The 11,836-nt window shown below is 70.5% G+C and carries 10 protein-coding genes; 4 read left to right on the top strand and 6 right to left on the bottom strand.

What is annotated here, in order from left to right; genetic code table 11:
* The first annotated feature begins 5 nt into the window (after window positions 1-5).
* From ACFY5C_RS27095 to ACFY5C_RS27105, 3 genes are read left to right on the top strand one after another with little or no spacing between them, the layout of a single operon-like run.
* Window positions 6-998, top strand: coding sequence for a branched-chain amino acid ABC transporter permease (locus ACFY5C_RS27095; protein ID WP_389448332.1), 993 nt, complete (start codon window positions 6-8; stop codon window positions 996-998).
* Window positions 988-1,860 carry an ABC transporter ATP-binding protein gene (locus ACFY5C_RS27100; protein ID WP_389448335.1) on the top strand — a complete coding sequence of 291 codons (873 nt, stop codon included), beginning with the start codon at window positions 988-990 and terminating at the stop codon, window positions 1,858-1,860. The genes ACFY5C_RS27095 and ACFY5C_RS27100 overlap by 11 nt, the downstream gene beginning before the upstream one ends.
* 2 nt (window positions 1,861-1,862) lie before the next feature.
* Complete coding sequence (locus ACFY5C_RS27105) at window positions 1,863-2,603, top strand: ABC transporter ATP-binding protein (RefSeq protein WP_389448338.1); 741 nt, start codon at window positions 1,863-1,865, stop codon at window positions 2,601-2,603.
* Between the two features lie 22 nt (window positions 2,604-2,625).
* On the opposite strand, the gene ACFY5C_RS27110 is transcribed toward ACFY5C_RS27105, so the two are convergent.
* The 6 genes from ACFY5C_RS27110 to ACFY5C_RS27135 form a co-directional block, all read right to left on the bottom strand.
* On the bottom strand, window positions 2,626-3,873 hold the full coding sequence (locus ACFY5C_RS27110) for an ABC transporter substrate-binding protein (protein WP_389448341.1): 1,248 nt from the start codon (window positions 3,871-3,873) through the stop codon (window positions 2,626-2,628).
* Between the two features lie 629 nt (window positions 3,874-4,502).
* Window positions 4,503-5,759 carry an ABC transporter substrate-binding protein gene (locus tag ACFY5C_RS27115; RefSeq protein WP_389448344.1) on the bottom strand — a complete coding sequence of 419 codons (1,257 nt, stop codon included), beginning with the start codon at window positions 5,757-5,759 and terminating at the stop codon, window positions 4,503-4,505.
* Window positions 5,756-7,021, bottom strand: a complete 1,266-nt coding sequence (locus ACFY5C_RS27120) for a branched-chain amino acid ABC transporter permease (RefSeq protein ID WP_389448347.1) — start codon at window positions 7,019-7,021, stop codon at window positions 5,756-5,758. The genes ACFY5C_RS27115 and ACFY5C_RS27120 overlap by 4 nt, the downstream gene beginning before the upstream one ends.
* Window positions 7,014-7,904 carry a branched-chain amino acid ABC transporter permease gene (locus ACFY5C_RS27125; RefSeq protein WP_389448350.1) on the bottom strand — a complete coding sequence of 297 codons (891 nt, stop codon included), beginning with the start codon at window positions 7,902-7,904 and terminating at the stop codon, window positions 7,014-7,016. The genes ACFY5C_RS27120 and ACFY5C_RS27125 overlap by 8 nt, the downstream gene beginning before the upstream one ends.
* Window positions 7,901-8,905 carry an ABC transporter ATP-binding protein gene (locus tag ACFY5C_RS27130; RefSeq protein WP_389448353.1) on the bottom strand — a complete coding sequence of 335 codons (1,005 nt, stop codon included), beginning with the start codon at window positions 8,903-8,905 and terminating at the stop codon, window positions 7,901-7,903. The genes ACFY5C_RS27125 and ACFY5C_RS27130 overlap by 4 nt, the downstream gene beginning before the upstream one ends.
* Window positions 8,902-9,795, bottom strand: a complete 894-nt coding sequence (locus tag ACFY5C_RS27135; RefSeq protein ID WP_389448356.1) for an ABC transporter ATP-binding protein — start codon at window positions 9,793-9,795, stop codon at window positions 8,902-8,904. Before ACFY5C_RS27135 ends, ACFY5C_RS27130 begins: the two co-directional genes overlap by 4 nt.
* A gap of 400 nt (window positions 9,796-10,195) precedes the next feature.
* On the opposite strand from ACFY5C_RS27135, the gene ACFY5C_RS27140 reads away from it, so the two are divergent.
* A complete protein-coding gene (locus ACFY5C_RS27140) occupies window positions 10,196-11,569 on the top strand; it encodes a PucR family transcriptional regulator (RefSeq protein WP_389448359.1) in 1,374 nt (457 codons plus the stop codon).
* Window positions 11,570-11,836 lie beyond the last annotated feature (267 nt).

Below are 11,836 nucleotides of genomic sequence, written 5' to 3' on the forward strand. Positions count from 1 at the left end.
GCGCCATGGACTTCTCGGCCATCGTCTCCGACGCACTCCGCTCCGGAATCGGCCCCATCGCCGCCGTCTACGCCCTTGCCGCGATGGGGCTGAACCTGCACTTCGGTTACACGGGGCTGCTGAACTTCGGCCAGGTCGGATTCATGTTGGTCGGCGGTTACGGACTCGCCATCACGGTGTCGACGTACGGCGGCCCGATGTGGCTCGGCGTCCTGGGCGGAATCGCGTGCGCGGTCGTGCTGGCCCTGCTCCTCGGCCTGCCCACCCTGCGGCTGCGCGCCGATTACCTCGCGATCACCACGATCGCGGCGGGGGAGACGCTACGGCTGTTCTACCGCTCCAGCTGGGCCGAGCCGGTCACCGGTGGGGTGTTCGGGCTGCAGAGATTCGCGAACGACTTCTACGAACTCAGCCCCATCGAGCCCGGCACCTACGGCGTGTGGCTCGTGAGGTTCAGCTCCCGCGATCTCTGGGTGATGATCGTCGGATGGGCGCTGGTGCTCGTGGTCGGAGGTCTGCTGGCCCTGCTGATCCACAGCCCCTGGGGCCGTGTCATCCGGTCGATCCGTGATGACGAGGTCGCCGCGCGCAGCCTCGGCAAGAATGTCTACGCGTACAAGATGCAGAGCCTCGTGCTCGGTGGCGTCATCGGGGCGGTCGCGGGCATGATGCAGGCGATCCAGGTGCAGTCCGTGAACCCGGACAACTACGATCCGGGCGTCACCTTCTTCCTGTACACGCTGCTCGTGCTGGGAGGCGCCGGGCGCATCCTCGGGCCGGTCGTCGGCTCGATCCTGTTCTGGTTCGTCCTCAGCTTCCTCGACAGCGCGCTGCGCCAGGCCATCGACGCCGAGTACATCTCGCCGGACCTCATCAGCACGTCGGAGGTCGGCGCGGTGCGCTTCGCCCTGGTCGGGGTCGCCCTGATCCTGCTGGTCACGTTCCGGCCACAGGGCATCCTCGGCAGCCGGAAGGAGATGCTGCTCAGTGGCCGCTGACCCTGTCGTGTCCCAACCGGGCCGACCCTTCGCGATCGATCCCGAGCCGGGCGTGCGCAAGCCCGATCCCCTGCTGATCCTGGACCAGGTGACCCGCACCTTCGGCGGCCTCGTCGCCGTGCGGGTCGAGCACCTGGAGCTGCAGCGCGGGGCCATCACGGCGCTCATCGGGCCCAACGGCGCCGGCAAGACCACGTTGTTCAACGTGGTGAGCGGGTTCGACCGGGCCGACGGCGGCCGTTGGTCGTTCGACGGACAGCCGCTCACCGGTGCCCCGGCGCACCGGGTGGCACGGCGCGGAATGGTCCGTACGTTCCAGCTCTCCAGGGCGGTCGCCCGGCTCACGGTGCTGGAGAACCTGCTGCTCGCCGCACCCGGACATCGCGGCGAGCGGGTGTTGCCGGCGCTGCTGCGACCGCTGTGGCGCGGGCAGGAGCGGGAGTTCGAGCGCCGGGCCGACGAACTGCTGGACCGGTTCCGGCTCGGGCCCCTGCGCGACGACCATGCCGGCACGCTCTCCGGCGGCCAGCGCAAACTGCTGGAACTGGCCCGCGCGCTGATGACCCGGCCGGTCATGCTCCTGCTCGACGAGCCGATGGCCGGGGTGAACCCCGCGCTGACCCAGTCGCTGCTCGGACACATCACGCAGCTGCGCGAAGAGGGGCTGACGGTGTGCTTCGTCGAGCACGACATGGACGTGGTCATGGGCATCAGCGACTGGGTGGCCGTCATGGCCGACGGCCGCCTTGTGGCCGAGGGCCCGCCGCACACGATCGGCCGGAACGCCGCCGTCGTGGACGCCTACTTGGGCAAGCGGCACGACGAGCCGGAGGCGACCGACGACCAGGGCAAGGAGGGGTAGCGATGTCCCCTGAGGAGCAGGCACCGGTGCTGGCGGCCGACGGCATCGTCGCCGGTTACGTCCGCGGTGTCGATGTGCTGCGTGGATGCAGCGTCGAGGTGCGACCGGGCGAGGTGGTCGGCGTGATCGGCCCCAACGGCGCCGGCAAGTCGACGCTGGTCAAGGCGATCTTCGGGTTGCTGCAGGTGCGCGGCGGGACCGTGCGGCTGCGCGGCGAGGACGTGACCGGCCGGCCCGCGCACGAACTGGTCCGGCGGGGCGTGGGCTACGTACCGCAGTTGCAGAACGTGTTCCCCACGCTGACCGTCGAGGAGAACTTGCGGATGGGCATGTATCTGCGGCCCAAAGACCACGCGCGGCGGGTCGCGGCCGTCGAGGAGCTCTTCCCCGTTCTGGCCGACCGCCGCAAGCAGAGGGCCGGCGCGATGTCCGGCGGCGAACGCCAGATGCTCGCGATGGCCCGCGCCTTGATGATGGAGCCGCAACTGCTGCTGCTCGACGAGCCGTCGGCCGGCCTGTCACCGCTCCATCAGGACCACGTCTTCGACCGGTGCAGAATGATCAACAGCGCGGGCGTAGCCGTGCTCATGGTCGAGCAGAACGCCCGCAGGTGCCTGCAGTTCTGCGACCGCGGCTACGTCCTCGACCAGGGCCGCAACGCGTACACGGGCACGGGCACGGCCCTGCTGCACGACGAGAAGGTGATCGAGCTCTACCTCGGCACGCTCGCCCGTGTCCGTTGACTCCCGCTGTCAGTCCGCCCGGTCACTCCTCGGCCTTGCTGGTCTCGGTGCGCAGGGTCTGCAACTTTCCCTCGTCGTCGTAGCCGTACACCTCGATCGACGCCTGGCCGGGCTCGCCCTGGTCGGTGAAGTCGAGCGGCCCGCTCACGCCGTTGTAATCGATGTCCCTGCCGTCGGCGAGCAGCTCCTTGCAGGCGGCGAACGAGTTGCACTTCTCGCCGTCCTTGGTGATCCCGTTCATCTCCGTCACGTACTCGCCCGGGTCGTCGGACCCCGCCTTCTCGGCGGCGAGCGCGATCGTCGTCACGCAGTCGAACACCTGCGGTGCGAACTGCAGCTCCTTCAGATCCGGCGCGAACTCCTTGAGGTCCTTCACATACTGCTCGTTCGACGCCGACGCCGGTGCCGTCCCCTTCATCCCGGAGAGCTTCTCGGGCTGGCCCGGGGCGACCAGCGAGGGCAGTTCCTCACTGCGCAGTCCGTCGGCGCCGTAGACACCGATCCGGTCGGGCCCGAGTCCGGACTCGATCATGCCCTGCAGGATCTGGGTGCCTTCCTCGAACGCGATCACCACGGCGGCGTCCGGCCTGGAGTTCTCCATCTGCTGAACGACCTGGTCGAAGTTGGTCGCCTTCGGGTCGTAGGTCTCGGCGAGGGTCACGGTGGCTCCGCGGTCCTCCAGCGTCTTCCGGGTGGCCTCCATCAGGCCGCGACCGTAGTCGTCCGCCCGTGCGACCAGGGCCACCCGATTGTGGCCGTCCTCGCGGACGACATCCGCGAGGATGGGCCCCTGCAGTGCGTCGCTCGGGACGGTACGGAAGTAGAAGCCGTCGTCCTCGTAGTCGGTGAAGGTGGGAGCGGTGTTCGACCCCGAGCACTGCACGACGCCTGCTCCGGTCACCCGGTCGATGAACGCCAGCGACATTCCGGAAGCCGCGGCGCCGACGATCGCGTCCACACCTGCCGCGAGGACCCGGTCAGCCGACTGCGCGGCAACGGCCTCCTGGCCCGCCTCGTCACTGGAGACCACAGTCGGCACCGACTTGCCCAGGACCCCGCCGGCGTCATTGATCTTCTGTATCGCGAACTTCAACGACTCGATCTGGGGTGGGCCGAGGTAGGCCAACTGTCCCGTCTCCGGCAGGACGTAGCCGAACTGGAGCTCGCCGTCACCCGGCTCGGCCTGGGCAGTGCCCGTCGCACCGCAGACGGCTATCACAAGAGCAGCCGCGCTTGCGAAGATCGCGGACCGCCGTATCGACGCTTTCATCTCCGCCTCCGCTCGTTACAGGCGGCGGTGGTCGACTGGCCGGCCGTCCGCCCGCCATCTGTACATGAGAGTAGAACTCATTCGGAGTCGGCAAAAGTGCAAACGTACACTTTTGCGATTAGTTGCGCTTTTCGCCCCGCCCGGTCAGTGCCGACGCCGGGTGGCGGCGCCCCGGAGGGCGAGCGACCGCACCCCTTGACGAGCATGCCGAAGACCGCACGGGCCACCCGGGCGGTCTTCGCGCGGTCGGTTCGCCGTTGCGGTCAGACGTCGGCGCCCGGCGGGTGGCCGTCGTCCCGGACGATGCGGATCCGAGGCCTCGCCGCGCCCTTGCGCTGCGCCGGCCCGGAACCGCGGTTTGCGCACTGCTCCCGAGCAGTCGGCGCACGCCCTGGGGATGAGCGGCTCGTCGGGCGAGCGGACTACGTCGGAAACCCTCCGGCACTGTCCGGGCAGAGCCTTCTCGTCCATGCCTTTCGCTCGGTTTGGCGCTCGCAGCACCGTCCGGCCCGCGGGCCTGCCCCGGCAGCCGCCTCCGCGTGCAGCCGGGCCAGTGCCCGCTCCCGGCCCACGAGTTCCTCCTGCTCAGCCCGGACAGGTCCGTGGCCGTGCCCTCGGGTCGGGCCGGTTCAGGTCTTGGGCAGGGTGTAGGTCCGCGCCGCGGGCACCTCGTGGGCCCGTTCGACGTTCACGAGGCCGCCGGTGGCCGTCTTCGCCGGCTTGTGGATGAAGCTCTGGTACGTCGCCGGCTTGGTGCGGTCCGAGAAGTCCAGCGGCACGCCGAGCACGGTGAGCCGGGACTGCTTGCGGTGGGCAGCGGCTATGCCCTCGCGCGTCAGGTCCTTCGCCTTGCAGGCCGCCTTGAGGTCCTCGCCGAGGACGCTGATCGCGTTCCAGCCGCTGACCACACCCGGGTCGAGCGGGTCCTTCGGGTACTTCGCCTTGTAGTCCTTGGCGAGCTTCTGCATCGCGGGGTTGTCGGCGCTGAACGCCGGGGCGGGGCTCACCACCTGGAGCATCTTCTCCAGGGCGGGTCCGACCGGGGTCGCCAGCAGCTGCGGGGCGAAGCCCGGCGAGCTGGTGAGAACCGGGACGTCGAAGCCCGCGGCGGCGGCGGTGCCGACCAGGGCGGCCGTCTGACGCGGACCGGCGCTGATCAGGATCGCCTTGACGCGGGCCTGCTTGAGCGCGGTGACCTGGGCGGTCAGGTCCTGGTCGGTGGGCTTGATCTTCTGCCCGACGACGGTCAGCTTCGCCTTCTTCGCCGCGTGGGTGGCACCGGCGAGCGCGTTCTCGCCGTACTCGCCCTCGAAGTAGACGTGGCCGATCTTGTCGCCCGCTTTCAACTTGGCCGTACGGACGACGTGGTCGACGCCATTGATCATGTCGATGTCGTAGGTGGAGCCGACCACCTGGACGTATTCGCGGCCCAGCAGGGTGGAGGCCCAGGCCATCGGGAACGTGAGCAGGTGCCTGGACTCGAGCTCCTGCGACAGCGAGGAGACCACCGGGGAGCCGACCATCTGGGACACGGCGGCTACGTTCGGCTCGGTCTCGGTGAACGCGGACACCGCCTTCTGGACGTCGTAGCCGTGGTCCTTGACGGTGATCCTGACGGTCCGGCCGCAGATGCCGCCGGAGGCGTTGAGCTGGTCGGCGTACAACTGCTGGGCGTTGACGATGCTCTTGCCGAGCGAGGCATACGGGCCGGTGAGGTCGGTCAACGCGCCCAGGGTGATGGTCTTCTCCGTCACGCCGGGGCCGGTCTGGACGCCGTCGCTGCCGGCGCCGTTCGCGTCGGCACCGCTCTTGGTGCTGCAGGCCGTGGCGCTCAGGGCGAGTGCGGTGATGACGGCTGCTGCCGGGGCAAGTCGGGTGCTTCTCACAGGGTGTGCTCCTTCGGGGCGGTGCGGGTGCGCAGAGGGAAACGCCGGGTGCGGGGGGAGCCGTCGCCCTTGCGGCGCGGCCGTCTGTGAGCCAGTCCGGCCAGGCCGCCGGGGGCGAAGATCAGAACGAGGACGATCGCGGTGCCGTAGAGGTAGCGGGCCGCGTCGCCCGGGGACACGCCGGAACCTGTGGTGCCGGGAGCGGTGAGCAGGGGCAGGTCGTCGGCGTACTTGGTGAGCAGGTGGGGGATCAGGGCGACGAAGACCGCGCCGCAGGCCGCGCCGCCCACCGAGCCGAGGCCGCCGATGACGATCATCGCGAGGTAGTCGATGGACAGCAGCAGGCCGAAGTGATCGGGAACGACGCGCTTGAACACCAGGGCCAGCAGGGCGCCCGCGGCACCCGCGTACATCGAGGAGACGATGAAAGCGGAGGCGCGGTAGCGGGTGAGATGGACTCCCATCACGGCGGCGGCGACCTCGCTGTCGCGTACGGCGCCGAGGGCCCGGCCGGGGCGTCCACGCAGGATGTTCCGGGCGGCGAGCCAGGCCACGGCCACCAGGGCCAGGCCGACGTACCACAGACGCTCCAGTCCGCCGAAGGGGACGCCGAGGACGGCGAGCCCGTCGGGGGAGGTGTCGGTGAAGGAGAAGCCGAGGATGGCCAGCGGCGGTACGGAACGGCCGTTGAAGCCGCCGGTCACGTGCGGGGCGTTGAGCATCATGTGATGGCCGAGGAAGACCAGGGCGAGGGTGGCGATGCCCAGGTACATGCCGCGCAGTCGGCCCGAGATGGGGCTGAACAGGCCGCCCGCCGCGCCGGCGAGCACGCTCGCAAGCACGAAGGCGAGGACCGGCGGGAGCCCGAGGCCGTACAGGCTGCTGGAACCGGTGCCGGACGGCTCGGCCGCCAGCCACACATAGCCGTACGCGCCGACGGCGAGGAAGAAGGCGTGGCCGAGGGAGAGCTGTCCCGTCGTTCCGGAGAGCAGGTTCAGCCCGATGGCGCCGATGACGGCGGCCATCGCGAACAGGCCCGTCTGGAGCCAGAAGGAGGTGACGTAGAAGGGGAGGGCGAGCAGGACCAGCACGCCGGCGGTCAGAGTGGCCGCGCGCCGCCCGCGGAGGGCGAGCCTGCCGGACCACCGGGCCTGGACGGACGGGGAATCGGCGGGCGAGGGGGCGGGGTCCGACACTGTGCCGACGGTGTCAGTGGTGTCAGAGGTGTCAGGGGAGCCTGTGGTGTCGCGGGTGTCAGACACGGGTCAGCTCCTTCGATCCGAGGAGGCCGGTGGGGCGGACCAGGAGCACGAGCACCATCACGAGGTAGGGGGCCACATCGGAGAAACCGGCGCCGAGGACGCTCAGTTCGTTCTGGTAGCCGGCGGCCATGGCCGCGGTCAGGCCGATCACCAGACTTCCGATGAGTGCGCCGACGGCCGAGTCCATGCCGCCGAGGATCGCCGCGGGGAAGGCGCTCAGGGCGATCTGACTGGTCGTACGGTCGAGTCCGGGCGCGGGGAACGCGGCGAGGAACACGGCGGCGAGCGCGGCCAGCGCCCCGGCGACGCACCAGGCGATGAGCCGTACGCGGTCCAGCCGTATCCCCATCAGGGCCGCGGCTTCCGGGTCGGCGGCGGCGGACCGCATGGACAGCCCCCATCGGGACCAGCGGAAGGCGGCGAAGAACGAGCCGATGACGATGACCGCGACGACGATGCTCGCGATCCGCGCGTCGGCGACGGTGACGCTGCCGAGCCGGGTCACTTCGGCGCCCCAGGGGTCGCCCATGGTGAGGTATCCCGCGCCGACCTGCCGGTTGAGTTCGGTGCTGAGCAGAACGTCCACGCCGATGGTGAGGATGGTCAGGGTGTGGATATCCGTACCGCGCAGGCCGCGGGCGGCCAGCAGTTGGACGAGTCCGGCGAGAGCCGCGGCGAGCACGGCGCCGGCGAGGACGGCGGGGACGAAGCCGATGGCGTCGTGGAGGCGGGCCGTGACGTAGCCGCCGAAGAGCAGCAGGGAGCCGTGTGCGAAGTTCATGACGCCGGACGCCTTGAAGATCACGACGAACCCCAGGGCTATCAGCGCGTAGACGGAGCCGAGCGCCAGGCCGTTGAGGACGGTTTCGGTGAGCTTGATCATGATGCTTCCTCCGAGTCGCGCTCGGTGTCCGGGGCGGTGACCGAAGCAGTGGCCTCGGCGGTGTCCGTGCCGGTGCCGGTGCCGGTGCCGGTGCCCGTGCCCGTGCCCGCGTCCGTATCCACGGCGGTTTCCGGTTTCGGCTCGGCTTCCGGTTTCGGCTCGGTGTCCTGGACCGCAGTGCCGAGATACGCGCTGATGACCGCCGGGTGGTTCTGGATCTGCTCGGGCGGCCCGTTCGCGATGAGGCGGCCGAAGTCGAGCACGGTCACCGAGTCCGCGATCCGCATGATCAACCCCATGTCGTGCTCGACGATGAGGATCGAGATGTTCAGGGCGTCACGCACCCGGGCGATCGTCTCGGCCATCGCCGAGCGCTCGGTGGGGTGCATGCCGGCGACTGGCTCGTCGAGCAGCAGCAGTCTGGGCTCCATACAGAGCGCACGCGCCATCTCCACCCGCTTGCGGTCGCCGTACGCGAGCCCGCCGACCGGCTTGTCGAACGCCGGGCCGAGGCCCAGGAAGTCGGCGATCTCGGCCGCGCGCTCCCGGTGGCGACGCTGCTCGCGCACCGTATGGGGCAGCCGCAGCGCGCTCGCCGTGAAGCCTGCCCGGGTCAACCGGTGCCGGCCGAGCATGAGGTTGTCGGCGACGGTCCCGTGGGTGAGCACGATGTTCTGGAAGCTGCGGGCCACACCGAGGTGAGCGATGCGGTGCGGTGCGAGGCGGGTGAGGTCCTTGCCCGCGTACCGGACGGCTCCGGCGGTGGCGCGGTAGACGCCCGAGATGACGTTGAAGCAGGTCGACTTGCCGGCGCCGTTGGGGCCGATGAGTGCGTGGATCGTGCCGGGCGCGACCGTGAAGGACAGGTCGTCGAGGGCGACCAGGCCGGAGAAACGCACCGTCAGGTTCTCGACCGCGAGGGCCGGGACCGGGTCAGGTCCGCTGTCCGGTCGGGGGGCCGTGACGGTCTGGGAGGTCGTGGGCGTTGTGCCTGTGCTCATCCGTTCCACCTGCCAAGCTCGGTCAGTCCCGGTCCCGTCACGGACGGAGCGCTCGCGGCGGTCGCGTACGAGGCGTCGCCGTCCGCGTCGGGCGCGCCGCAGCCGGTCTCGTACGTCTCGCCCAGGTACAGCCGTCGCACCTCGTCCGCCGCGGCGAGGTCGGCCGACGCCCCCTCCAGCCGCACCTGGCCGACGTCCAGCACCGAGGCGCGGTCGGACAGCTCAAGGGCCATCGCGGCGTTCTGCTCGACGAGGAGGATCGAGGTCCCCTGGGCGTTGATCTCACGGATGATCTCCGCGATGCGCCGGACCATCAGCGGTGCGAGCCCCAGCGAGGGCTCGTCGAGGAGCAGCAGCCGCGGCGCCGCCATCAGCGCGCGGCCCATCGCGAGCATCTGCTGCTCACCGCCGGACATCAGCCCGGCGGCCTGTCGGCGCCGCTCGGCCAGCACCGGGAACTGCGCAAAGACGCGCTCGCGGGCCGCCCGGAGCCCGGCGCGGGAGCGGGACGCCGAGCCGAGGAACCCGGCCCGGAGGTTGTCCTCCACCGAAAGGGCGCCGAAGATCCGTCGGCCCTCGGGCACCTGCACCACGCCGGCGGCCACGGACCGCGCGGGGTCGCCGCTCAGGCGTGCGCCGTCGAAGTGCACCGTGCCGCGCTCGACCGTGCCGCGGTGCAGGGCGAGGGTCCCGGAGACTGCACGGAGGAGCGTGGATTTTCCCGCTCCGTTGGAGCCGAGTACGGCCACGATCCGACCCTGCGGAACGGTCAGCGACACCCCGTGGAGCGCCTGCACGGACCGTCCATAGCTGACATGCAGATCGCTGACCCGAAGGGTCCCGGCCTCGGTCTCAGCCTCGCTCTCGACCTCGGTCTCTGGTGGACTCATCAGGGCGTTCTCCTTGCTCATCGTCGAGCGGGCGGGTGCCGGCGCCGGGCTGGAGCGTTACGAGAACACGGCGGTAGCGGGGCGTCCATGGACTGGGAGCGAGCCGCTGTGAGTTCCCAGCCGGGGCGTGATCCGCTTGTGAGGGGGCACAATCCGTACCTCCTGCTGTGCGCGGCTCGTCACGATTTGACGGACGTTTCGCCTAAGGGGGTGACCGACTGCTTAGCATGTGGATTCCTTGTGCTTAGCATGTGGATTCCTTGAAGTGGGCTCCATCGGCTCAGGCCGATCGCCGACCGGTGGAGCCACCCACCTGCGACCCGCGCAGCGCAAGACATGCAGCGCAAGACATGGCGACCCGCCGTGGTGTTCTCGCACGCCCCGTCCGTCTGGAGGGTCCATGCACACCAGTTCCGCCCGTGGCGCGGTCCGCCCCCGCGTCACCACCGCCACCGCTACCGCTACCGCCGGTCCGCGGCCTGGGGCCGCCGTCGGTCCGCCACCCCCCGGCGCCACCGCCGCCGGCTCGCCGCTGCCCCTGCCGGAGCCCGCCGACGAGCCCTCGCCGCACCAGCTCTTCGACCATGCCTGTCGGCGCCTGCTCGGGCGCGGCCAGGCATTCAGCGACATCGTGGTGGACCAGATCCGCACCGAGGTGCCGTACTACGCGGACCCGGTGCTCGCACCCCCCGACCTGCCGCAGTCCGCGTACAAGGGCGTACGCATCACCCTGGAGGCCGCCCTCGACCCGGGCCGGATGGCGGACGTCGAGCGCTACACCCGTGAGCTCGGCATCCGCCGGGCCGAAGAGAGCCGCCCCCTCGACGAGGTGCTGCACGCCTTCCGGGTGGCCGGCTCGGAGGTCTGGAACGGGATCATCGGCGCAGTGGAGCGGGACGGCCTCGGCGACCAGCGTCACCTCGTGCACGTGGCCGAGCTGGTATGGAAGAGCAACGACCGCGACTGCGTCCTGCTGGCCGACGCCTACCGCCAGGTCGCCAAGGGTGTGGCCAGCCGCCACAACGAGCGCGTACGCCTGATCCTCGCCGCCGTACTCGAGAGCCGCACCGACCCTGAGTTCATCCGGGACGCGGCATCGATCCTCAACCTGCCGCCCGACGGACGCTTCGCGGTCGCGGAGATTCGGGCCACGCCGCCCGTCGGCCGCACGCCCGACTCCGTCCCGGAGATCCGCGGCATGCGCGTCCTGCGCCACACCGGGGGTCGGCGCGATGTGCTCGTCGCCCATCTCGGCGACCGCCCGCTCGACGCGCTCGTCTCCGCCCTCGACGCCGGTCCCGGCATGCGCATCGGCGTCAGCCCGGTCGTCCACGGTCTGGAGAACCTGCCCCGGGCGCGGGACATGGCCGGACTCGCCCTGCGCACCTGCCGGGGAGACGGCGAGGTCGCCCGGCTCGACACCCGTCTGCCCGACGGCCTGCTCGTCTCACGGCCCGACCTGTCCGCCGAACTCGCACTGCGGGTGCTCCGGCCGCTGTACGAACTCGAGCCCGCCGACCGCGAAACGCTGATCGGCACGCTCGGGGTGTGGATCGAGAAGGGCGGCTCGGCGGTCCAGGCGGCCCGGCACATGCTGTGCCACCGCAACACCGTGCTGAACCGGCTGCGCCGTTTCGAGCAGATCACAGGGCTCGAACTGTCCCGTCCCCGCGACCTCGTACGGCTCACGCTCGCGTTGGACGCACTCCAATTGCTCGGGCCTGCGACCGTCCTAGGCTGTGCGGACACCTGGGATCGCGACGTTGACGGCTGAGGCCGCAGATAGCGATGTAGGCCCGCTGCGAACACGCGATGCGGGCCCGGCAGGGGCCGCCGCACCTACCCCTCGGCTCCGCCGGCGGCCGCACCGCCGTGCCCGGTTCCCTTCCCGCGGGCGGCTGACTGGGCATCAGCACAGTCACCGCCCTTCGCCGTTGGGAGCGGACAACGGCGTGCCCGAAGCGCATGGACTGACTGGTCGGTACGTGCTCTCGTGAGCCCTCATCAGGGGCACTGCCGTCAGGGGCAATGCCCGCGCAAG

The sequence above is a fragment of the Streptomyces sp. NPDC012935 genome (assembly GCF_042900345.1).
GTDB lineage: Bacteria > Actinomycetota > Actinomycetes > Streptomycetales > Streptomycetaceae > Streptomyces.

Bases quoted from the DNA above. Each gene is read 5' to 3' on its own strand.
- ACFY5C_RS27095 (WP_389448332.1), top strand. From the start codon at position 6: ATGGACTTCTCGGCCATCGTCTCCGACGCACTCCGCTCCGGAATCGGC.
- ACFY5C_RS27105 (WP_389448338.1), top strand. From the start codon at position 1,863: ATGTCCCCTGAGGAGCAGGCACCGGTGCTGGCGGCCGACGGCATCGTC.
- ACFY5C_RS27110 (WP_389448341.1), bottom strand. From the start codon at position 3,873: ATGAAAGCGTCGATACGGCGGTCCGCGATCTTCGCAAGCGCGGCTGCT.
- ACFY5C_RS27125 (WP_389448350.1), bottom strand. From the start codon at position 7,904: ATGATCAAGCTCACCGAAACCGTCCTCAACGGCCTGGCGCTCGGCTCC.
- ACFY5C_RS27130 (WP_389448353.1), bottom strand. From the start codon at position 8,905: ATGAGCACAGGCACAACGCCCACGACCTCCCAGACCGTCACGGCCCCC.
- ACFY5C_RS27135 (WP_389448356.1), bottom strand. From the start codon at position 9,795: ATGAGTCCACCAGAGACCGAGGTCGAGAGCGAGGCTGAGACCGAGGCC.
- ACFY5C_RS27140 (WP_389448359.1), top strand. From the start codon at position 10,196: ATGCACACCAGTTCCGCCCGTGGCGCGGTCCGCCCCCGCGTCACCACC.